The organism is Marinomonas gallaica, from assembly GCF_049821165.1.
GTDB classification, from domain to species: domain Bacteria; phylum Pseudomonadota; class Gammaproteobacteria; order Pseudomonadales; family Marinomonadaceae; genus Marinomonas; species Marinomonas gallaica.
Genome location: NZ_CP187511.1, coordinates 1,368,142 through 1,389,017 on the forward strand (window position 1 = coordinate 1,368,142; position 20,876 = coordinate 1,389,017).

A 20,876-nucleotide genomic window follows, 5' to 3' on the forward strand; every position below is an offset into this window, starting at 1 on the left:
AAATTTGGTGACTTGCTGTTAAGGAGCATGAATGCTGAGTAGTTCGAATACTATCTCGCCTCAAGGGTACGATCGCTTTCGTACATACCTAGAGAAAGAGAGTGGCATATCGTTAAGCGATAACAAGCAATATTTAGTTGCCAGTCGCTTGGGTAAGCTATTGGAGCGCGAAAAATTCTCTAAAATTGAAGAGTTGGTCGATGCGTTATCGCGAGGTGGTCGTACGTCTAAACTTCGGGAAGAAGTGATCAATGCGATGACCACTAACGAGACGTTATGGTTTCGAGATGCGCATCCTTTCAAGATCTTAAAAGACGTTATTCTGCCTCAATTTGATAAGCGCCCAGTAAAAATTTGGTCTGCGGCTTCTTCTACGGGTCAAGAACCGTATTCTATCAGCATGATATTAGAAGAGCTTAAACAGTCCAAACCTGGTTTGCTTAAGGCTGGGGAACGTATTGTGGCGACGGATATTTGTACCAATATCCTCAAGCATGCTAAGCAGGCTGAGTACGATAGTTTAGCGATTGCTCGTGGTTTGAGCCCTGAAAACCAAAAGCGCTACTTTGATAAATTGAGTGATACGACGTGGAAGGTAAAGCCAAACATTGCTTCACGAGTAGATTTTCGTCACCTTAACTTGATTGACTCCTTTTCGTCGTTAGGTAAGTTTGATGTGATTTTTTGTCGTAACGTACTTATTTACTTCACTGCTGATACAAAGCTGGATATTTTAAAGCGTATGCATTCGGCACTGAATCCTGGAGGGTACCTTTTCCTAGGAGGTTCTGAAGCGTTAAGTGGCTTGTCCTCTATGTTTGAAATTGTTCAGTGTCATCCTGGTATCGTTTACCGCGCGAAATAGTCTTCGTTTACATCTGTTTTCAGAAAACGGCAACTTATATTAAGTTGCCGTTTTTTTGTTTGCCGCCTATTGCCACCTTTGATCTTTTTGTTTCTTATCTTGTTGAAAATAAAGGTTATTTTTTATTGGCATCTTATTTGCTTTGTATTTAAGCATAAAGAATGTTGAGTTGTCTTTTACGGAGTTTATATGTCGATTTCTTTCAAAGAAGCGTTTGCTGGGCACGATCAAATGTTGTTGTTTCGTACCGCACGTGCGTCTGTGCTAGCAAACAACATTGCAAACTCAGACACGCCAAATTACAAAGCGCGTGATATGTCGTTTGAATCGATGTTGTCTACTGAAAGAAACCGCATTTCATTGTCAGGCAGTGACGATCAGCACATTGCTGGTCAGAGTTCTCTAGCCGGCAGTGACGAACTCTTGTATCGCAATCCAAGTCAGCCCTCACTAGATGGCAACACAGTGGATATGCAGCGCGAGCAAGCAGAGTTCACTCAGAATTCGTTGCAATTTGACACAAGCTTTATGTTTTTAGATAGAAAAATCAGCGGCATGAAGAAAGCGCTGACTGGAGGACAATAATAATGTCATTGAATAATATTTTTGCCATTTCCGGTTCGGCGATGAGTGCCCAAACGATTCGTCTGAATACTGTTGCGTCGAATATTGCCAATGCTGATAGTGTGGCAAGCTCTGCTGATCAAACCTATCGTGCGCGCAAACCTGTGTTCGAGCAAATGATGACACAAGAAATGCGAAATCGTGGCTGGAATGCTTCGGATGATGTGATGGAAGGTGCTTCAGGTATGGGGGTGAACGTATCTGGAATCGTGGAATCGGATGCCCCTCTTCAGCCTCGTTATGAGCCTAATAGCCCAATGGCGAACGAAGAAGGTTATGTGTTCTACCCAAATGTGAATCCAGTAGAAGAAATGGCCGATATGATGTCTGCATCGCGCTCGTTTCAAACCAACGTTGAAATTATGAACTCTGCAAAAAGCATGATGCAGAGAATGTTGACCTTAGGTCAGTCCTAAGGGGGTGAATGATGTCTGATATCAATACAAATTCAGCTTTGTCGGGTCTTATTTCTAAATATGGCACCGATGAAGCAAAAGCAAAAAACGGTATTACCAGTACGACGAGCACCGAAAGCTCTGAAGGCATTGGTAATCAAGATGTCTTTTTGCAGCTGTACATTGAGCAGCTAAAAAACCAAGATCCGACCCAGCCTCAAGAAACTGGGGATATGGTCTCGCAGATGGCCGAGTTTAGCTCGTTAGAACGTTTAACCAGTATGGCCTCAGAAATGTCCAATATGACTGAAGCGTTGATGTCGAACCAAGCGTTAACGGCTTCTACACTGGTTGGGAAATCTGTGTTTGCACCTCAAAGTTCGGCTACTATTACAGAGGGTAGTGCGGTTCAGATTCGCACTTCTTTTCCGGATGATGCGTTGACAAATAAACTGGAAGTGACTGACTCAGCAGGGCAAACCGTAAAGACCATTGATTTGCTCAAGGAAGAGTTTGCTTGGGATGGTACGAACGACGCTGGAGAAGCAGTGCCAAGTGGTGAATACAACTTTAAAGTGACTTCGCGCAATGCAGATGGTGAAGTAACAGAGTTAGATACAGAATTACCTGCTCGCATTAACAGCGTTACGATTAATGGCGAACAAGGTACTACACTTAATGTTCAAGGTGTCGGCAGTCTTAAACTGAGCTCCGAACTTGAGATTATCGGTTAGCTGAGGAGTTAATTATGGGTTTTAATACAGCACTTTCAGGTATCAAAGCGTCCGCTGACTTTCTCAGCACTACGGGTAACAATATTGCCAACTCGGATACAACGGGCTTTAAAAAATCACGTGTAGAGTTTGGTGATTTATACAATACCAATGTGATTGGTGCTGGTAGCAGCAATACAATTGGTAGCGGTGTGGCCGTAAATAATATTGCGCAAGAGTTTTCATCGGGCAATATCTCTTATACGGATAACAACCTAGACCTAGCAGTTGATGGTACAGGCTTCTTTGTTTTGGATATAGGTGGTACGCAAGCGTACACTCGTGCAGGTGACTTCAAGCTAAATGAAGAAGGCTACTTGGTGACGAATGATGGTGCCAATGTGCAGGGCTATAACGCTAACAATGGTATTGTGGGTGGTGCGCTCGAAGATCTGCAAGTGCCAACAGAGCGAATTGCGCCTGAAGCCACAACAGAAGTTAATTTAGAATTTAACTTAGATAATAGCTCAGAAGATGAGCCTCCTTATATTGCGGCTTCTTTTGATCCGGGTGACCCTGAGACATATACCTATACGCAAACGGCAAACACAGCACCTGCTCCTCCTGCGACGCCTCAAGCTGTAACGCTTTACTACTCTAAAGCTGAGGCTCCGAATACATACCAAGTGCATGCGACTGTAGATGGCGAAGAAATAGATCCGGTTACAGGTACGGCGTACTTATCTGAAACCTATGTTACGTTTGATGATGCTGAGGGATCTTTTAGTGCCACGGCAGCGGGTGGTGGTACAGCAATTCCTTTTGCGCCGATATATACGGGTACTACACAACCAAATACGGGTGACTTAGGAGATCCTGCTGCTGTGTTAGGGATTGCAGTGGCTGGTTTGACGTTTGATTTTGATGGTACTCAGCCTGACATATCAACGCCTGATAATTTTGCACGAGAGGCTTTTGATCCAGCGGATAACAGTACTTACACTTACGGCAATTCCAATACCATTTATGATGCCTTAGGTGAGGAACATACCATTGGTTACTACTTTATTAAGCAAGGTGAGAATAATACTTGGGAAATGAAAGTGACAGTAGATGGGGAGGTGAATAATCCAGTGCCGCAGCCAGTTCTTGATCCTGTAACAGGCTTACAGCAAACAGACCCTGTTACAGGCGATCCGCTGTTCGAGACGGTTCCCTATTTGCCAGAAGATACGAATGTCCAATTTGACAGTGAAGGTAAGATTATTGGTGCTTACACTGGCTATGCTCCGTATGCTGTGCCAAGTCCAGCGCAGTTGAGTATTACGGGTTGGGATCCAACCAATGCCAACGCCGAGCTAGAGATCGATTTGGGGAAATCTACTCAATATGCACTTTCTAGTTCAGATACCTTTTCACAAGATGGTTATGCAGCAGGTGAACTACAAGGCGTTAGCTTTGATGAAGATGGGATGCTGATTGCAAGTTATACCAATCAGCAAACGGCTGTATTAGGTCAAATTGCGTTAGCGAATTTTGATAACGTAGATGGGCTGACGCCAGCGGGGGATACCTCATGGGTGGCAAGTTCTGACTCTGGAGCGGCAAATGTTGGCAAGCCTGGGACTGGTACCTTCGGCAGTATCCAAGGTGGCGCGTTAGAAGAGTCTAACGTAGATATCACTGAGGAGCTGGTTGCCTTGATTGAAGCGCAGCGTAACTATCAGGCGAACTCTAAGACGTTAGAGACCGAAAATACCGTGACACAGACGATTATCAACTTACGTTAATCAATTTTAGTGACGCGAAAGCCCAGCCTATGCTGGGCTTTTTTGTGTCTGTCACTTTTGTTTGTGAACTTGGCACGTAATTTGTTACACATTCCCTATAAGCGAATTTAAACGCAGTTTGAAGAGTGAATTAGGATATGGACAGAGCACTGTATTTAGCAATGAGTGGTGGCACCCAAGTAATGAATGCTCAAGCCATTCATGCCAACAACTTAGCAAACGTCTCTACAACTGGCTTTCGTTCTGATTTTGAACAAGCGCGCTCTATGCAGGTAAATGGTGATTTTCACCCTTCAAGGGTTTATGCCATGACTGAAAACCCTGGAACAAATTTCGACACTGGGCCTATGCAACAAACTGGCAGGGCGATGGATGTAGCTGTTCAAGGAAAAGGCTTTATTGCGGCTCTGGATGCAACAGGACAAGAAGTGTATACCCGCTCAGGAGATTTGCAGCTTACCGTTTCAGGTCAGTTGGTCACTGGGACAGGGTTGCCCGTAGTTGGAGCGGCTGGCCCTATTTTTTTACCACCACTCGACGAGATTGCTGTCAGTGAGGATGGCACCATTTCGATTATTCCTCAGGGCGGTGACGGTACTCAGATGACAGCATTAAACCGTTTGAAACTTGTTTCTGCGGACCCTGAAATGCTAACGAAGGGTGAGGATGGTTTGGTGCGTACTAAAAGCGGCGAGATGCTGCTTGCGGATAACAGCGTTCAAGTGATTTCCGGTTTTTTAGAAGGCAGTAATGTTAACGCCGTTGAAGAGATGACCAGCATCATGGAGTTGTCACGCCGCTTCGAAATGAACATCAAAGTTATGAATACTGTGCGTGAGAATGAAAACGCATCGGCACGAATTCTTGAACGTAGCTAATAAGCTAGCGATTCTAAAAAGATAAGGAGCACACAATGCATTCAGCACTATGGGTTGCCAAAACCGGTTTGTCTGCGATGGACAAACAATTGTCCACGATTTCCAACAATCTAGCTAACGTATCGACAACGGCGTTTAAAAAGGACCGTGCGGTATTTGAAAACCTCATGTATCAAACACTGAGAGCGCCTGGTGGGTTGTCTTCGCAAAACACAGAGCTGCCATCAGGATTGCAGATGGGGGCGGGTGTGCGTGTGACCGGAACGCAAAAGAACTTTGAAGAAGGTGATTACAACATCACGGACCGTCAGCTTGATGTGGCGATACAAGGTGCAGGCTTTTTTCAAGTGGTTCAGCCGGACGGCACGATGGCTTATACCCGTGATGGCCAGTTTCAATTAAACAGTAACGGTGATTTGGTGGATTCAAGTGGTTTATTGATTGAGCCTGGTATATCGATCGATTCTGATGTGGTTGAAATCAATATTGCCGAAGATGGGATAGTATCTGTGCTCAGAGCTGGGCAAACAGACATGGAAGAAGTGGGCGCTCTTAATATCGCTAACTTTATTAACCCTACGGGTCTAAATTTTCTAGGCAGTAACCTTTATGGTGAAACCACAGCAAGCGGTGCGCCGATTGTTGGAGTGCCTGGGTTGGATGGTTTGGGCTCATTAAGTCAAGGGATGCTTGAATCGTCTAACGTGAACTCGATTGAAGAGCTGGTCAATATGATTACCACACAGCGTGCTTACGAAATGAACTCGAAAGTGATTTCCGCTGCAGATGGTATGCTCAGTTTCGTTAATCAACAGTTGTAGAGGTTTAATCCGATGCGTTACTTGTTTGCGTTATTTCCATTGGTGTTGGTGGGATGTGCGGCGGTGGAACCTGCGCCGGTTTCGGATGATCCTTATTACGCGCCTGTCATTCAGCCATCCATTCAGTACACACAAACCAGCGACGGTGGGATTTACCAAGCGGGCATGGGTGACGTATTTTTTGGTGACAAAAAAGCGCGTCAAGTAGGAGATATTCTGACGGTGAGTTTGTCTGAAAGTACCAGCTCTACGAAAACGAATGCGGCATCGGTTTCAAAATCTTCTTCTGCAACGATTCAAAACCCTACGATTTTAGGGTTGCCGATTGGCTTAGATACAAGCTTGCCTGGTATGAACAGTGATTTCTCGGGTAACGCGAATGCCAATCAAAGTAACAGTCTGTCTGGTAGTATTACCGTAACAGTTTATGAAGTGTATCCAAATGGGTTGCTAGCGGTAAGAGGTGAGAAGTGGATTACCTTGAATCGTGGTCAGGAATACATTCGTTTATCTGGTCTTGTTCGAGAGGAAGATATAAGCTCTGACAACACGGTAGAATCTACTCGGTTAGCCGACGCACGAATCGCCTACTCTGGTACGGGTGAGCTGGCATCTGGTAGTGAACAGGGTTGGTTAACACGAGCGATTAATACAAGCTGGTGGCCTTTCTAATTATAAAGAGAACGTGAACATGAAGACCTTTTGCTTAACACTAATATTGATGATCTTTACGAGTGAGGCGGTGGCCGAGCGTCTTAAAGACATTGCAAGTGTGGCAGGAGTGCGCGAAAACCAATTGTTTGGCTATGGGTTGGTGATTGGTTTGAATGGCACGGGCGACGATACCGATTTTACCAATCAAAGCTTCATTAGTATGTTAAATCAGTTTGGTATTAATCTACCGGATGGAGCGAATACCGACTCTGATAATGTTGCCGCGGTATCATTGACGGCGACTTTGCCGCCATTTTCTAAGCCAGGGCAGTCGATTGATGTCACGGTGTCTTCCTTAGGTAACGCCAGCTCATTACGAGGTGGAACACTACTGTTGTCTGCTTTGAAAGGTGCCGATGGCCAAGTTTATGCGATTGCTCAAGGTAATCTTGTCGTTGGCGGTCTTGGGACCGGCGGAGCTGATGGATCTCGTCAGTCAATTACGACGCCAACAGTGGCGCGTATTCCGAATGGTGCGAGTGTAGAGAAAGCGGTCGCCAACAGTTTTAATCGTGGCGATACGTTAACGTTTAATTTAAATCGCCCAGACTTTACAACGGCGAAGCAAGTGGCTGATAAAATCAATGGTTTGCTAGGCCCTGGTGTCGCTCAATCTTTAGACGCGACCTCCGTTCGTGTGACCGCGCCGCGTGACCCCTCCCAGCGAGTTACTTTTTTATCTATCCTAGAAAATCTCGAGGTTGAGCTTGGTCGTGAACGGGCGAAAATTGTCGTCAACTCACGTACTGGCACCATTATTATTGGGCAAGATGTAACGGTTTCACCTGCAGCGGTTACCCACGGCAGTCTCACTGTTACAATCAAGTCAAATCCTGAAATAGGGCAGCCTGGTATCCTGCCTGGTGCCGGTCAAGAGCTGGCCCCTCGACAAGAGATTGAGACAGACGAAGAAAGTGGCCATATGTTTGTCTTCACACAAGGTGCTTCGTTAAATGATATTGTTCGAGCCGTTAATCAAGTGGGGGCAGCACCGGGTGATGTGATGGCCATTTTGGAAGGGCTAAAGCAGGCTGGTGCGCTCAACGCAGACTTGGTTGTGATTTAGGGGGAATGATGAGCAGAATCGATAATAATGCATTCTTTGCGGACTTTAACTCTCTTGCTAGTTTAAAGCGTCAAGCGCAACAAGACCCGGATGCAGCGCTTAAAAAGGTTGCTCAAGAATTCGAAGCCATCTTTATTAATATGATGTTTAAGAATATGCGTGAAGCCAATGAGAATATTGGTGGGGGGTTATTCGATAGCACGCAAACCAAACAATATACCGAGATGATGGATACTCAGATGGCCCAGTCCTTAGCGAATGCTGGAGGCATTGGTATATCAGAGTCTTTGATTCGACAGTTACAGGGGCAAGGATCAGGTGTTTCTAGCCCTGACCTGAATGACGCCTCAGATTCAGAGACTCACTTCTTGCGTAGCTTGCCTACGCTCGATGCGGAACGCATACGAGCGGTTGCCAAAAAAGCCGCGGAAGATTTTACGGGTGCAGTTCAAACGCCAATTTCGTCATCATCAGTATCCGCTAAAGATGTCGCATTTGATTCGCCAGATCGCTTTGTCGAGACGCTTTGGCCTCATGCTCAGAAAGCCGGTGAAAAGCTAGGTGTTGATCCAAAAGCAATATTGGCTCAGGCTGCGTTAGAGACAGGCTGGGGGAAACATCCAATTGCTAAATTTGATGGTAGCCCTAGTTATAACCTGTTTGGGATTAAAGCAGATCAGCGTTGGTCGGGGGATCGAGCAACAGTAAATACGCTTGAGTTTCGCGATGGCGTAGCCCAGAAAGAAAAAGCAGCGTTTCGTGCCTATGATTCTTTCGAGCATAGTTTTGATGATTATGCCAATTTTCTACAAACCAGTGAACGGTACCAAAATGCCCTGCAAGCAGGGGATGATGCGGCAATGTTTGCCGCTTATTTGCAGAAAGGCGGTTATGCTACAGACCCAAACTATGCCGATAAGATTTCCAATATCTTATCAAGTAAGTGGTTTAAATCTCTTTTATAACAATAGCTTGAGCGTTTCATTTTAGAGCGTTTGGTTTATTTTTAGATTAAATTCAATTCTGGTAAAGTAATTGCATCAACTGTCGATATAGAAGTATACGCACTCGCGTTTTTGTATCTAAGAGGTTGATAGCATGTCTAGTCTATATTCCATTGGTTTGTCCGGTTTGCAGTCGAGTACAGCACGTATTACGACGACAGGTCAAAACACCGCAAACGTGGATACGGAAGGATACAGTCGTCAAAATACCGCGACGGTCAGTCGCTCCGGTGGCGGAGTGCTGGTTCAAAATACCGATCGGATTGTGAATCAGTACCTTAACCAGCAAGTGTGGAGTGATACTTCTAACCATAGTTATTATGAGAGCTACCATTCAATGATGTCGTCATTTGACTCCATTGTGGGAGAGGAAAGTGTCTCGATTAGTAGCTACTTAGACAATGCCTTTAGCTCTTTGCAGAAAGCAAACAGTGATCCAACCGATAGTGCTTCCCGAGCTCATGCATATTCTAGTTTCCGTGAAATGGTTGCTCAGTACAACGAATTGTCAGGTTATGTGTCTAACCAGCGCGAGTTGGCGAGCGATGAGATTTCTACGAATGTCGATAGCATCAATAATATTACCGAGCAAATTGCATCGTTAAATAAGCAAATATTTAAACTTGAGTCGACGACACAAAACTCAGCGAATGAGTTACGTGATCAGCAGGAGCAGCTGGTTAAAGAGCTCTCTAGCTTTCTCGAAGTGAAAGTAAAATACGATGACAATAAGCTGATGACAGTGAATTTGACCTCTGGGCAGCCTTTGGTTCTGCAAGATGGTAATAATGAACTAGCGTTAACGAGCAATCCCAAGAATCCTGATGCACCAATAGGAATCGAGTTAAGCTTTGGTCGTTACGAAGTCAATATTCCCACTGATGAGCTTGGCGGTTCTATGGGGGGATTAATAGCTTTTAGAAATGAATTTGTTACCACCGCTGAACGTATGTTGGGTCAGCAAGCGTTAGTGTTAACTGACACAATGAATCAGCAAAACCAGTTAGGCCTAGATTTCAATGGTGAATACGGCATTAACTTGTTTTCAACGGCCCCGATCAACACTGTAAACAACCCAAATAATAATGATGCTTCGGCTAATATTGCAGCTCGAGTCACGCCAGGTGCTTCGAGTGAGATCACGACGGACACTTATGAAGTCGTAATGAATTCTCCTACGGAATTTAAGGTGGTCACCTACGACGATCAAGGCCGTATTTCAAGAGAGTCAGGCGCAATTGATATCTCTGGCGCAGCGTCAGGTGATTATTTTACGGTTCCGGAATTTGGTGTAGATATTCAAATTAATTCGCCTACGAATTATTCGTCTGATGATCGATTCCAATTTTTGCCAACGAAAAATGCGGCGTCATCACTGCGTTTAAGTGCTCGTAGTGGCGATGATTTTGCTTTGGCGGCACCAATTTCCGTATCCCGCGGTGATCAGAATTTATCCGAAGCATCGATTAGTATTTCTTCTATTACGAGTACTGATCCATCTGCTTCGGCTTTTACTCAAAGTGGTGGTTTATATAATTATGCGCCTCAATCACTGTCATTTGACGCCAACGGTGATGTGACCGTATACGACGGTAATGCTCCAGCGAACATCCTTGCTGGCCCTCAAACATTGACCGACTATACTGATATTTTAGAGGAATTAGGGTTAGCAGCGGGAGCCGGATTTGATATCAATCTAGACGGTCCTCCCAAACCAGGCGATAGCTTTTCAATCGGCTTTAATGCGGATGGCGAGTCAGATAACTTTAATGGCTTAATATTAGCCAACTTGCAGAATGAGTCGACAGTTGGTGGAACGCGATCTTATTCAGCCGCTTTTTCGTCGTTAGTCACAGAAGTAGGTAGTTTAACTGCTTCGCTAAAAACGAACTCCAGCTCGAGTGAAGTGGTCATGAATCAATCGGTTGCGGCACGAGATCAAGTATCAGCAGTGAGTTTAGATGAAGAAGCTGTCAATTTAATACGATTCCAGCAGTCCTATACGGCTTCTGCTCAGGTGTTGACGGCCGCCCAAAGTACATTTTCAACGCTTATTAGTGCGCTGAGGTAGGTAAATTATGCGAGTCACTACAAACCTGATTTTTAATCAATCTGAACTGTCCATGTCTAAGGCAAATGAGCGCTACCTAAAGGTTCAGGAAAAAATTGCTGCGCAATCGGACATAGTTCGCCCAAGTGATGATCCTAATGGTGCAGGGCAGTTGTTGCGCTATGGCGCTGATACAAAGTTACTGGAGCAATACGAAAAAAATATGACCTCGGCTACCAATGCTTTGGAGTACGAGTCAGTTGCTCTAGAAAGCTTGAATAGCACACTAGATGAAATCAATAAACGAATGATCCAAAGTAATAATAGTGCCAATTCCCAAGTTGATCTGGATACCTTGGCGGGTGAAATGGAAAACTTGCTGGCTTCCGTGGCTGATTTGATGAATTCCCAAGATTCAAATGGTAAATACATTTTTGCTGGGACAAATGCTAATTCGCCTGCTTTTGTAAAAGACGCTAGTGGTGCCTTTCAATATGCTGGCAATGAGGCGCAAAAAAACGCTCAAATTGGTGATAATGTTTCTGTCGCGACAAATGATTCGGGTAAGAAAGTCTTTCAAGACGCTTGGACGCGAAATACGTTTTCTGCTGCTTCCTCCGCTGGAACGGCATCGCTTTCCTATCGAGTTGAAGATCAAGGCGCCTACGATGATTTTATCAACAGTCAGTATGTGAATCCGTCACTAGGTGTTGTACCGTCTCCCAATGACTTTACGCTCACTACGACAGCAGGTGCTCCGGATCAATTTTCATTTCAAGACAGTTCCGGTAACGTTCTTGCATCAGGTGATTTTGTATCAGGTGAGCCTGTTACATTTAATGGCATGGAGTTCACGTTAACAGGTGCCGTCGGCAGTACGGTGAATTTTAGCTTGGATCAGCCTACACGTGACAACGTCATAAACCAAGTTCAATCGGCTATTGATGCGTTGCGTGATCCAAATTTAACGCCTCAACAAAAGAATGAGGCGCGCTTAAATGCATTCACGAGTATTGAGAATACGCAGTCAAATATTGCCACCGCTTCGTCATCTGTTGGTTCGCGTATCAACACGATTGATAACCGAACAGAGTACGGTGTGTCTAAGAAGGCTTTCAACCAAATTGCTCAAGAGAACATTGGTGGGCTAAATGTTTACAAAGCAACGACTGAGCTTGAGCTTAGCGAGACGGCGTTGGAAGCATCTCAGTTATTGTTCCAACGCATCAGCTCCTTATCATTGTTTAACTCATTGTAATGGTCTGAGGAAACACCATGACAACGTTCGATGTTTTAAGCTTATTTGGCGTAAATATCGATTTTGATTATTTTAATGCGTTTGAATTGGTCGATACGTTAGGTCTATATGGCCAAGTTCTAGGTACTGCTCGTGTTGGTAACTTGATTGAAAAGCATGGCGAAAAACATCATATAGTCAGTATTGCTATTCGTCAGGTGGCGCTTTCAGAGTTAAAGGGCGCCTTAGAAAATCGCATGCTCCCACACGATCCATCCTTTTACGAGCATCCCACTGCCATTACTGAGTATGAGCGCCGTTATGAGGCCGAAGACAAGTTGATTTTATTGTGCTTCTCTTTGGCTTTTGGAAAATCTGTTGTGGGTGTTCGTCGTTTGGAGGGGGCACAATTTTCAAAGTTGCCTCGCGAGCTTCTCTCAAAAAAACACAGCCTTTATCAATACTTTCGACAACTGCTTAATGATAATACGCGAGATTACGTGTTGAGTTATAAAGAAGGGAAAGTGGATTCACTTGAGCCTTCTGAGATAGCGTTACCTTTACCTTTCACTAATGCAGTAGAGCAATCTCAAGCGCTTGCTAAGCCTGTTATAGAGCCCGTAACGTTTGCGAAGGAGATCCAAACTGCCTTAGGTTTGATGTCGCAAGGTGTGGAGCTCATTACTAAGCAAGTTAAAGCTGTCTTTGCAGGACGGCAATTAGACTTGGATGCTTTTCATAAGTACTGTCATAAGCTGAATCTCTCTTATGAGCGTAATCCTAATGCATTGCTTGCAGTGCGACATATACAAGATACAGATGACTATATTGCTCAGCATGGCGTTGCCTGTGCTATTTTAGCGTGCCATATGGGCAGGGCTCTGCAGCTAGACGAACGTTTTGTTCACGTGATGACACTAGGCGCTCTGCTGTTCGATTTGGGGCGCTTCAAGCTACCTGAACTCATTACCAAAAAAACAGGCAAACTCACTGAAGCGGAGTTTCAGCTGGTTCGTAGGCATTTAAACTTTGGTGAGGTGTTACTAAACTCTAATGATAATGTTCCTAAAGTGATTTATCAGATGCTGTGGGAGCACCATGAACGTATGGATGGCTCAGGTTATCCTCAAGGTAAAATCGATCATGAAATATCAGTGTATGGCAAAATTGGCGCTATTGTTGATGCCTACGACTCTTTGACATCTGAGCAGTCTCATCGTCAAGCACTGACACCCGTTGAAGCGCTGGATAAAATGCAGATCGAATCAGGTTTAGCGTTTGATCCAAAGCTTATGTCTATCTTTGTGAATAGCCTTGGAAGTGTGCCTGTAGGCTCCTGTGTCGAGCTAAGTAATGGGCGTTTAGCTTTTGTTTTAACCCTAAACAATGCGCTTGAGCCATCATTGATAAGGCAGGTGTATAGCTTGACCTCAAAGACATTTATTCCTCCGACAGATTTACCTATTGATAAGGGAGAAGATGTTCTTATTGCAAGAACAGTATCTCCTTCATCTTACGGGTTGCGTTTTATTGATCATATTGGCTAATTTTTCTAAAGGTTTTGTTTTTCTGACCGTAAATGTAGTGACAGCAACGCATATTTTAATCGTTTATCAAAACTAAAAAAAAATCAAAAAAGAGTTAAAGGTTTTTTCAATAGTGACGATAACAAGAGTATGCAAGATGCAGCCAAATAACCAATTAAATCAAATGGTTGCAGTTGAAAAATTACGTTTCTAGGAGAACTTATCATGGCTTTATATGTAAATACTAACGTTTCATCAATTAATGCTCAAAACCAGATGATGAAATCTGGTAACACGCTTGATACTGCTTATGAGCGTCTGTCTTCAGGTATGCGTATCAACAGCGCCAAAGATGATGCAGCGGGCTTACAAATATCAAACCGCTTAACTTCGCAGATCAATGGTCTGAACCAAGCGGTACGTAATGCTAATGATGGTATTTCTCTGGCGCAGACAGCGGAAGGAGCATTAGACGAAACGACCAATATGCTTCAGCGCATGCGTACGCTATCGATTCAGTCTGCCAACGGTTCAAACACGGATGAAGACCGTGTTGCTCTGCAGCGAGAAATTGCACAGTTAGGAGCAGAAATTAATCGTGTCGCTGATACGACAACATTTGGTGGTCAGAAGTTGCTAAATGGCAGCTACGACGGTACTTTTCAAGTGGGTGCGGATGCCAACCAAACGATATCTTTCTCTCTTAGTACATCTAACACTGCTGGTACAGCTGGTGCTGGTTTCAATGTGTCGGGGATGAATACGGCTGGTTTAGCTGCGACTGCATTATCCATATCAACGGCTTCTAACGCGCAGTCAATGATCTCCATTATTGATAGCATGATCGCGGCAGTAGATGGGAAACGTGCGGAGTTGGGTGCGGTACAGAACCGTTTTAGTTCAACTATTAGTAACTTGAGCAACATTTCTGAAAACGTATCGGCGTCGCGCTCACGAATTCGTGATGCAGACTTTGCGCAAGAGACAGCAACATTGACCAGCGCACAGATATTGCAGCAAGCAAGCTCTACGATTCTTGCGCAGGCTAACCAACGTCCACAGTCTGCTTTGTCATTGCTTGGAGGCTAATTAGAATTAAAAAAAGAGCGGCTGATCAGGCCGCTCGCTTACGCGAAAGTAGCAATCAAATACCGGAGGCAAGAGGTTTGGCGAAGGTATCTGATGCTTTTTTCGATTCTATCTTCTAGAAGTAATTTTAAGCCAAGTGTTAGCGCACTTGGCTTTTTTTATGGAAGCTTGGCGAGCTTCCATAATATGTTTAGCAAAGGTTGTGCCAAGTGATGCTTGCTTAAGAGGGTGCAGCTTATGTATGAATTTAGTCGTTTTTTTATGAATTTAAGAAGAATAAAAACATAAATAGATCAGTGGCTTGCCGATATTGCGGTCCATTTTTGCCGAAAGCGGAAAAAAAAATCAAAAAAATGCTAAAGCTATGTTTGAGTATGCCGTTAACGATTACAAGAGGTTTAAGGTGTTAGTTGATTTGGCGATCACTTCACCGATTAAAGGTTCTGCTTGGCAGCAGGCCTAAATGGCGAAACTAGGAGGCTATTATGGCTTTATATGTAAATACTAATACATCATCACTGAATGCTCAGAATCAGATGATGAAATCTGGTAATACCTTGGATACTGCTTATGAGCGTTTGTCTTCAGGCATGCGTATTAACAGCGCCAAAGATGATGCAGCAGGCATGCAGATTTCTAACCGTTTGACGTCTCAGGTGAATGGTTTGAATCAAGCAGTTCGAAATGCAAACGATGGCATTTCGTTAGCACAGACTGCTGAAGGTGCGCTAGATGAAACTACAAATATGCTCCAGCGTATGCGTACTCTAGCGATTCAGTCTGCAAACGGTTCAAATACTGATGAAGATCGTGATGCACTTCAGCAAGAGATCGCTCAATTGGGTAAAGAAATGAACCGAATTGCCGACACGACTACATTTGGTGGGCAAAAGCTTTTGAACGGAAGTTACGATGGTAAGTTCCAAGTGGGTGCGGATGCCAACCAAACTATTTCCTTCTCTCTAAGTTCATCTAATAGCGCTGGTGAAGCTGGTGCTGGCTTTAATGTGTCGGGCATGAATACGGCTGGCTTAGCTGCAACTGCATTATCCATATCAACGGCTTCTAATGCGCAGTCAATGATCTCAATTATTGATGGTATGATTGCGGCAGTAGACGGGAAGCGTGCGGAGTTGGGTGCGGTACAAAACCGTTTTAGTTCAACGATTAGCAACTTGAGCAACATTTCTGAAAACGTATCGGCTTCGCGCTCTCGTATTCGTGATGCTGATTTTGCACAAGAAACTGCAAAATTGACAAGTGCTCAGATTCTACAGCAGGCGAGCTCATCAATTCTTGCTCAGGCTAACCAACGTCCACAAACTGCGCTATCCTTACTAGGTTAATAGAGTAATACTAAAAAGCTGGAGTATTGCTCCAGCTTTTTTATTTTGGGAGATAGCTCATGTCTATTAGTTCTGATTTATCTACATCTACTTTAATCGCAGTGCCATCTAGCCAAGCTGTTCAACAAGAATCAATCCAGGCTCGTCAGAATGATGCTAAAGTTGTTGTTCCAGTTGTCGATACAAATAGTAGCTCGGGCAGTCTGAAAGAACATGGCAAAGATATTGCTAGACTAGAAGTAACTCAAGAATCGACTAACGAAGCGAACGTTGAAGATGTAAATATCAAAATGCGTCAATTGAGCGTTGGGTTATCGTTTGAAAAAAGTGAAGACGGTGAAGAGAGCGTTGTAAAAGTCATTGATCAAGATACTGGCGAGCTGGTTCGCCAAATTCCTTCGGAAGAGTTCATAGAAATGTCTAAGCGATTAGATGAGATTTTTGGCGAGCTTAAAGATTTCAAAGGTAGTTTAATTAATAGCGAAGCATAAGTAATCCCGGGCAAAGCCGGAAGAGAGGATAGTATGTCAGTTACATCGTTAGGTGTTGGCTCCGGAATCGACCTTGAGTCATTGGTTTCGAATATGGTCAAGGTTCAGCGCGATGCACGTGTATCTTCCTATAATGAGAGCATTAGTGATTATAAATCTGAGGTTTCAGCGTATGGCAAATTAAAGTCCACTTTGGAGGCTTTCGAGGAGTCAGTTGAAAAACTAAGTGATAGTAAGTTGTTTACGGGACGTACCGCGGAAACAACACAGCCAACATCGGGCGATATCATATCGGTCGAAGCAGATAAAACTTCATCAAATGGTTCTTATAATATTTCGGTCAGTCAACTGGCTCAAGGAAGCCGCAGTCTTTCTGCTGCGGGTGCCTTTAGTAGCCCTGATGACGTCGTATCAGCCAATGGTGGACAGCTTAAATATACTTCCGGTGATGAGGAGTTCACGATTGATGTTGCCGCTGGCACAACGTTAAAAGAGTTACGTGAACAGATCAATGGTGCGGACGATAACTTTGGTATCTCAGCCAACCTTGTAGACGATGGTACTGGCAATGTATTTTTGGCATTGACCTCTGATAAAAGCGGAGCTGGTAATGACCTAGTGGTCGAAAATGTTAGTGGTGATGCCGCTCTGGCAAGCGTGTCGTCCGATCTTAGTATTTCAGCGGACGATGCAGCGAAAGATGCGATTATTAATGTGGATGGTATTGATATTCGTAGCGATACCAACACCTTTGAAGGTGCTATATCAGGTCTTACTATTAAAGCTTTAAATATTTCAGCTGTGAGTGACTCAGGTGTGCCAGAGAAGGCAAAGACATCCGTCAATTATGACACCGAAACAGTTAAAGAAACGTTGAATAGTTTTATTGAGTCCTATAATAATTTGCAGACTCTGTTTGAGAGTCAAACCAAAATCGGCGGACCTTTAAATGGCAGCAGCCTGATTCGAGGCCTTGAAGGGGCACTTAATAGTGACCTTATGACAACGTTTGATAATGCTGGTGATTTATCAACCATTTTTGATATCGGAATCGAAATGGATAATGACGGCAAACTTTCGTTGGATGACACAAAATTCTCTGATGCGATGGATAATAGTTATGATGACTTAACGACTCTATTTTCAGGAGATAACGGTCTTGCCTCGGTTATGGAGGAATTTGTAGGAAGCTATACAGGTTCTGGCGGTATGTTAAAAGATCTAGTTGATTCTTCGCAAAGTTCAGTTAAAGCGACTGAGAAACAGTTAGAAAATTATGAATATCGTATGGTTCAATATGAAGAGCGTCTACGTGCTCGATTTACTCAATTAGACGTTAGTTTGGCAAGCATGAAATCAAATGGGAATTACTTGTTGAATCAGTTGGGTTCCATGAACACCAATTCTCAATAGAAATAGAGGTTATTATGTACGCGAATAAAGGCATTAATGCTTACAAAAAAGAATCGTTAAAATCCGATTTAGCCGGTGCTGATCCTCATCGTGTCATACAGCTATTGATGCAAGGTGCTCTTGAGCGACTGGCTTTGAGCAAAGGTTTTATTGAGCGTAAGGACCTAGAGGCCAAGTCTTCAACACTTACGCGAGTAGTCGAAATTATTAATGCACTGCGAGATTCATTAGACCGTGATGCAAGTCCGGAGTTGGTTGATAACCTAGAAAGCTTATACCTTTACATGATCGACCAAATTCATGAAGCAAGTCTTAAAATGGACACTATAAAAATTGATCATGTTATTGCCCTGATGCTTGAAATAAAAGGTGCATGGGATCAAATAAGTGATGCTTCGAAAAAAGAAGCAGCAAGAGAGCAGGCATAAGTAAGTGGCTACACATGGCCGATAAATTAACTGCAAGTGATCTAATAGAGCTCATTCCCACTTTTCGACAAGCGGTTGCCGAAGAGAATCTAGATGCTATTCTGTATATCAATGATATTCTGACTGATGTCATAAAAACGGATGGTATTTCTTTAGAGTATTTAGAGAATCATTCTTCCGAATTTGAAGAGCTCTATGAGCTTATAAGGAAATCAGAAGATATGATCGAATCCTTGAAAAAGGATGTTAAAGAAATTCAAACTGAGCTAGTGAAAAAGCGGAAAATATCCAAAAAATATTCTGATGTTGGGAAGTTATAATGAGTTATGAAAATAATATTGATAATTTAATTAAAAAGCTTGGCTCTGGTCGAGATAGGCTAAAAATTAATGATGATATTTTTTCTGAACGCTATAAGAGAAATATTAAGGTAATTAAGGAGAATTTCCCAGGTCTTTATGAGGTAATTAAAGATTATTCTCCCGAAAATAAAAATATTTTTTTGCAAAAAGATGGCTCATTGAATCTTATCTTTCCTAGTACCGGTTGTACTGTTTATCCTGAAAATGCCTTTTCAGATATAGATAATAGATATAAAGAATTTAGAGTAAACCCTAGTCGAGCTTTTGTAAGTGTTGGTGTTTCTAACGTATCTAATTCTATGCATGAACGATATATGGAAAGAATTGGTACTGTGCGAATGAATAGAAAGTCTCAGACGGAACAGTATCATACTTTACCAGACATGGTTGGTGGGATCGTTTTATTTGGTTTTGAGTTTGGTTATCAACTTGTACGAATTCTTGACGATCACTTTGCTAAGCATATCTATATTTACGAAGAAAATGTTGATTTCTTTTACTATTCCTTGTTCGCAATTGATTGGGTTTGGATTGTCGAAGAAATGATGGCACGTGATTCAACGCTGCATTTCTATATTGGTGTTGATGAAAAAGAGTTTTTGGCCAATTATATGAAGGACTTGCGTTATAATGGCCTTTATATGGCCGGGCATACCTATTTTTATATGTCCTACAACCTAGAGCATGTTACAAAAGTTACTACTGAGTTTTCAAATCAATATGTACGACAAATTATGGGCTGGGGTTTTTTTGACGATGGTGTGATTGGTATTAGTCAATATCTAGCGCGTAAGAAAAAGACGTATTTGGCGGTTAATCCGGAACATAAGAAAGAAGTTCGTTTTTCAAGAGATATTGATTTACCTGTCATAATTATCGGCAACGGTCCCTCGTTAGATAATAATATAGATTTTATAAAAGAACATATTGATGATATGGTGCTTGTTTCTTGTGGAACAACAATAAACACATTATATAAGTATGGTATAAAGCCAGACTATCATGTTGATGTCGAACGTTTACGGCATACAGCCGAAAAGCTAGAATTTATAGATGAAGAGTTTTTGACCGGTATCACTTCATTAACTGTTAATGTGATGCACCCAGATTTCTATAATTACTTCGATATCAATTTTATTGGATTGAAGCCTAGTGAACCAATCTCTTCAATTATGAAGTTAAGTCATGAATTAGTCTCTCCTGACAATAGAAATAACCTTGCAATGATGCATTACTCTAGCCCGATTGTTGCGAATCTAGCGATGTCTTATATGACAAGTATGGGTTTTTCTGATATTTATTTAGCTGGAGTAGATTGTGGTTTTAAAGATCCTGATAACCATCATTCAAAGGCTAGTGGTTATTATAAAAATGATGGTTCAAGTACGGGGTTAACAGAATTCAAGAGTGGTTTGAAACGAAGAGATGCAAATTTTCATGGAAGTGTATTTACGACATCCATAATGGATACATCTAGAGTTCAGATTGAACTTTCTATTCGGTTAGCAAAAAAATCCAATAAAATTTTTAAATGTTATAATTTATCTGATGGCGTAAGAATTGAGGGTGCAGAGCCTATCCTTCAAGAGGATATCCTTATTTCAAAAGGCTCAAAAGATAAAAAGTGCAAGTTAAAAAAATATGTCATTGAAAATTTTTCTGCTGAGGAAAATGATAGCTATGGCGAAAGATCTATTGGTGATGTATACGAAGAGTATAAAGAGTTCACTCATGAATGCTTGCGCATATTAAATAAAGGTTTTAATGAAAAATCCGAAGTTTTAAATATGCTATCCGAGTATAATTCTTTATTGATGCAGCAGTATTTTAAGGGGAAGCCTTATAATTGTGAGTTGATGATTGGATCATTTACATACTTTGCCAATGAGATACTTGATTTAGTGCTTTCAACGCCTGATGAGACATTAGTCTGGGCTAGAGAAATGGTGGATATATTTGTTGAATTTGTTGAGGAAATGCCGACATTACTTGAAAACCCTTTAGGCGCTGTTGATCCCGGTAGAGGGTTGCTGGATGGTAAGTATAATGCATAAAAAAGGCGCT

General features: G+C 42.7%; 20 protein-coding genes. All 20 read left to right on the forward strand.

Going from position 1 to position 20,876, the window contains the following annotated elements; genetic code table 11:
* Window positions 1-31: 31 nt before the first annotated feature.
* The 20 genes from ACPUEK_RS06335 to ACPUEK_RS06430 all read left to right on the forward strand — a co-directional run bounded on the left by ACPUEK_RS06335 (window position 32) and on the right by ACPUEK_RS06430 (window position 20,866).
* Window positions 32-865 (forward strand): CheR family methyltransferase, encoded by an 834-nt coding sequence (locus tag ACPUEK_RS06335; protein ID WP_067217150.1) that lies wholly within the window; start codon window positions 32-34, stop codon window positions 863-865.
* A gap of 189 nt (window positions 866-1,054) precedes the next feature.
* Window positions 1,055-1,450, forward strand: coding sequence for a flagellar basal body rod protein FlgB (gene flgB, locus ACPUEK_RS06340; RefSeq protein WP_425642694.1), 396 nt, complete (start codon window positions 1,055-1,057; stop codon window positions 1,448-1,450).
* 2 nt (window positions 1,451-1,452) lie between these two features.
* Window positions 1,453-1,905, forward strand: a complete 453-nt coding sequence (gene flgC, locus ACPUEK_RS06345) for a flagellar basal body rod protein FlgC (protein ID WP_067031155.1) — start codon at window positions 1,453-1,455, stop codon at window positions 1,903-1,905.
* An 8-nt stretch (window positions 1,906-1,913) separates the two neighbouring features.
* On the forward strand, window positions 1,914-2,618 hold the full coding sequence (locus ACPUEK_RS06350; protein WP_082866131.1) for a flagellar hook capping FlgD N-terminal domain-containing protein: 705 nt from the start codon (window positions 1,914-1,916) through the stop codon (window positions 2,616-2,618).
* A gap of 14 nt (window positions 2,619-2,632) precedes the next feature.
* Window positions 2,633-4,387, forward strand: a complete 1,755-nt coding sequence (locus tag ACPUEK_RS06355) for a flagellar hook protein FlgE (RefSeq protein ID WP_425642695.1) — start codon at window positions 2,633-2,635, stop codon at window positions 4,385-4,387.
* Window positions 4,388-4,524: 137 nt separating this feature from the next.
* Window positions 4,525-5,265, forward strand: coding sequence for a flagellar basal-body rod protein FlgF (gene flgF / locus ACPUEK_RS06360; protein ID WP_425642696.1), 741 nt, complete (start codon window positions 4,525-4,527; stop codon window positions 5,263-5,265).
* Window positions 5,266-5,300: 35 nt separating this feature from the next.
* Window positions 5,301-6,086 (forward strand): flagellar basal-body rod protein FlgG, encoded by a 786-nt coding sequence (gene flgG / locus ACPUEK_RS06365; protein ID WP_067031143.1) that lies wholly within the window; start codon window positions 5,301-5,303, stop codon window positions 6,084-6,086.
* Between the two features lie 12 nt (window positions 6,087-6,098).
* Window positions 6,099-6,758, forward strand: a complete 660-nt coding sequence (gene flgH / locus ACPUEK_RS06370; protein ID WP_067031140.1) for a flagellar basal body L-ring protein FlgH — start codon at window positions 6,099-6,101, stop codon at window positions 6,756-6,758.
* A 19-nt stretch (window positions 6,759-6,777) separates the two neighbouring features.
* Window positions 6,778-7,866 (forward strand): flagellar basal body P-ring protein FlgI, encoded by a 1,089-nt coding sequence (locus tag ACPUEK_RS06375; protein WP_067217163.1) that lies wholly within the window; start codon window positions 6,778-6,780, stop codon window positions 7,864-7,866.
* 8 nt (window positions 7,867-7,874) lie between these two features.
* Window positions 7,875-8,831: a flagellar assembly peptidoglycan hydrolase FlgJ gene (flgJ, locus tag ACPUEK_RS06380; protein ID WP_156489036.1), complete on the forward strand. Its 957-nt coding sequence runs from the start codon at window positions 7,875-7,877 to the stop codon at window positions 8,829-8,831.
* A 133-nt stretch (window positions 8,832-8,964) separates the two neighbouring features.
* Complete coding sequence (flgK, locus tag ACPUEK_RS06385; RefSeq protein WP_425642697.1) at window positions 8,965-10,941, forward strand: flagellar hook-associated protein FlgK; 1,977 nt, start codon at window positions 8,965-8,967, stop codon at window positions 10,939-10,941.
* A 7-nt stretch (window positions 10,942-10,948) separates the two neighbouring features.
* On the forward strand, window positions 10,949-12,178 hold the full coding sequence (gene flgL, locus ACPUEK_RS06390) for a flagellar hook-associated protein FlgL (protein WP_425642698.1): 1,230 nt from the start codon (window positions 10,949-10,951) through the stop codon (window positions 12,176-12,178).
* Between the two features lie 17 nt (window positions 12,179-12,195).
* Window positions 12,196-13,704: an HD-GYP domain-containing protein gene (locus tag ACPUEK_RS06395; RefSeq protein WP_425642699.1), complete on the forward strand. Its 1,509-nt coding sequence runs from the start codon at window positions 12,196-12,198 to the stop codon at window positions 13,702-13,704.
* A gap of 204 nt (window positions 13,705-13,908) precedes the next feature.
* Complete coding sequence (locus ACPUEK_RS06400; RefSeq protein ID WP_425642700.1) at window positions 13,909-14,772, forward strand: flagellin; 864 nt, start codon at window positions 13,909-13,911, stop codon at window positions 14,770-14,772.
* A 485-nt stretch (window positions 14,773-15,257) separates the two neighbouring features.
* Entirely contained in the window at window positions 15,258-16,118 is an 861-nt protein-coding gene (locus ACPUEK_RS06405; protein WP_425642701.1) for a flagellin, read from the forward strand.
* Between the two features lie 59 nt (window positions 16,119-16,177).
* Window positions 16,178-16,609, forward strand: a complete 432-nt coding sequence (locus ACPUEK_RS06410; protein ID WP_425642702.1) for a flagellar protein FlaG — start codon at window positions 16,178-16,180, stop codon at window positions 16,607-16,609.
* A 33-nt stretch (window positions 16,610-16,642) separates the two neighbouring features.
* Window positions 16,643-18,022, forward strand: coding sequence for a flagellar filament capping protein FliD (gene fliD / locus ACPUEK_RS06415; RefSeq protein ID WP_425642703.1), 1,380 nt, complete (start codon window positions 16,643-16,645; stop codon window positions 18,020-18,022).
* 14 nt (window positions 18,023-18,036) lie between these two features.
* Window positions 18,037-18,450 carry a flagellar export chaperone FliS gene (gene fliS, locus ACPUEK_RS06420; RefSeq protein ID WP_425642704.1) on the forward strand — a complete coding sequence of 138 codons (414 nt, stop codon included), beginning with the start codon at window positions 18,037-18,039 and terminating at the stop codon, window positions 18,448-18,450.
* 14 nt (window positions 18,451-18,464) lie between these two features.
* Entirely contained in the window at window positions 18,465-18,770 is a 306-nt protein-coding gene (locus tag ACPUEK_RS06425; protein ID WP_425642705.1) for a hypothetical protein, read from the forward strand.
* Window positions 18,770-20,866, forward strand: coding sequence for a 6-hydroxymethylpterin diphosphokinase MptE-like protein (locus ACPUEK_RS06430; protein ID WP_425642706.1), 2,097 nt, complete (start codon window positions 18,770-18,772; stop codon window positions 20,864-20,866). The genes ACPUEK_RS06425 and ACPUEK_RS06430 overlap by 1 nt, the downstream gene beginning before the upstream one ends.
* Window positions 20,867-20,876 lie beyond the last annotated feature (10 nt).

What these genes read in the sequence shown, in the direction of transcription:
- ACPUEK_RS06405 (WP_425642701.1), top strand. Translation starts at nt 15,258, where the DNA reads ATGGCTTTATATGTAAATACTAATACATCATCACTGAATGCTCAGAAT.
- ACPUEK_RS06395 (WP_425642699.1), top strand. Translation starts at nt 12,196, where the DNA reads ATGACAACGTTCGATGTTTTAAGCTTATTTGGCGTAAATATCGATTTT.
- ACPUEK_RS06355 (WP_425642695.1), top strand. Translation starts at nt 2,633, where the DNA reads ATGGGTTTTAATACAGCACTTTCAGGTATCAAAGCGTCCGCTGACTTT.
- ACPUEK_RS06410 (WP_425642702.1), top strand. Translation starts at nt 16,178, where the DNA reads ATGTCTATTAGTTCTGATTTATCTACATCTACTTTAATCGCAGTGCCA.
- flgL (WP_425642698.1), top strand. Translation starts at nt 10,949, where the DNA reads ATGCGAGTCACTACAAACCTGATTTTTAATCAATCTGAACTGTCCATG.
- ACPUEK_RS06335 (WP_067217150.1), top strand. Translation starts at nt 32, where the DNA reads ATGCTGAGTAGTTCGAATACTATCTCGCCTCAAGGGTACGATCGCTTT.
- flgC (WP_067031155.1), top strand. Translation starts at nt 1,453, where the DNA reads ATGTCATTGAATAATATTTTTGCCATTTCCGGTTCGGCGATGAGTGCC.
- flgJ (WP_156489036.1), top strand. Translation starts at nt 7,875, where the DNA reads ATGAGCAGAATCGATAATAATGCATTCTTTGCGGACTTTAACTCTCTT.
- flgK (WP_425642697.1), top strand. Translation starts at nt 8,965, where the DNA reads ATGTCTAGTCTATATTCCATTGGTTTGTCCGGTTTGCAGTCGAGTACA.
- flgG (WP_067031143.1), top strand. Translation starts at nt 5,301, where the DNA reads ATGCATTCAGCACTATGGGTTGCCAAAACCGGTTTGTCTGCGATGGAC.
- flgF (WP_425642696.1), top strand. Translation starts at nt 4,525, where the DNA reads ATGGACAGAGCACTGTATTTAGCAATGAGTGGTGGCACCCAAGTAATG.
- ACPUEK_RS06350 (WP_082866131.1), top strand. Translation starts at nt 1,914, where the DNA reads ATGATGTCTGATATCAATACAAATTCAGCTTTGTCGGGTCTTATTTCT.
- ACPUEK_RS06375 (WP_067217163.1), top strand. Translation starts at nt 6,778, where the DNA reads ATGAAGACCTTTTGCTTAACACTAATATTGATGATCTTTACGAGTGAG.
- fliD (WP_425642703.1), top strand. Translation starts at nt 16,643, where the DNA reads ATGTCAGTTACATCGTTAGGTGTTGGCTCCGGAATCGACCTTGAGTCA.
- flgB (WP_425642694.1), top strand. Translation starts at nt 1,055, where the DNA reads ATGTCGATTTCTTTCAAAGAAGCGTTTGCTGGGCACGATCAAATGTTG.
- ACPUEK_RS06430 (WP_425642706.1), top strand. Translation starts at nt 18,770, where the DNA reads ATGAGTTATGAAAATAATATTGATAATTTAATTAAAAAGCTTGGCTCT.
- ACPUEK_RS06400 (WP_425642700.1), top strand. Translation starts at nt 13,909, where the DNA reads ATGGCTTTATATGTAAATACTAACGTTTCATCAATTAATGCTCAAAAC.
- ACPUEK_RS06425 (WP_425642705.1), top strand. Translation starts at nt 18,465, where the DNA reads ATGGCCGATAAATTAACTGCAAGTGATCTAATAGAGCTCATTCCCACT.
- fliS (WP_425642704.1), top strand. Translation starts at nt 18,037, where the DNA reads ATGTACGCGAATAAAGGCATTAATGCTTACAAAAAAGAATCGTTAAAA.
- flgH (WP_067031140.1), top strand. Translation starts at nt 6,099, where the DNA reads ATGCGTTACTTGTTTGCGTTATTTCCATTGGTGTTGGTGGGATGTGCG.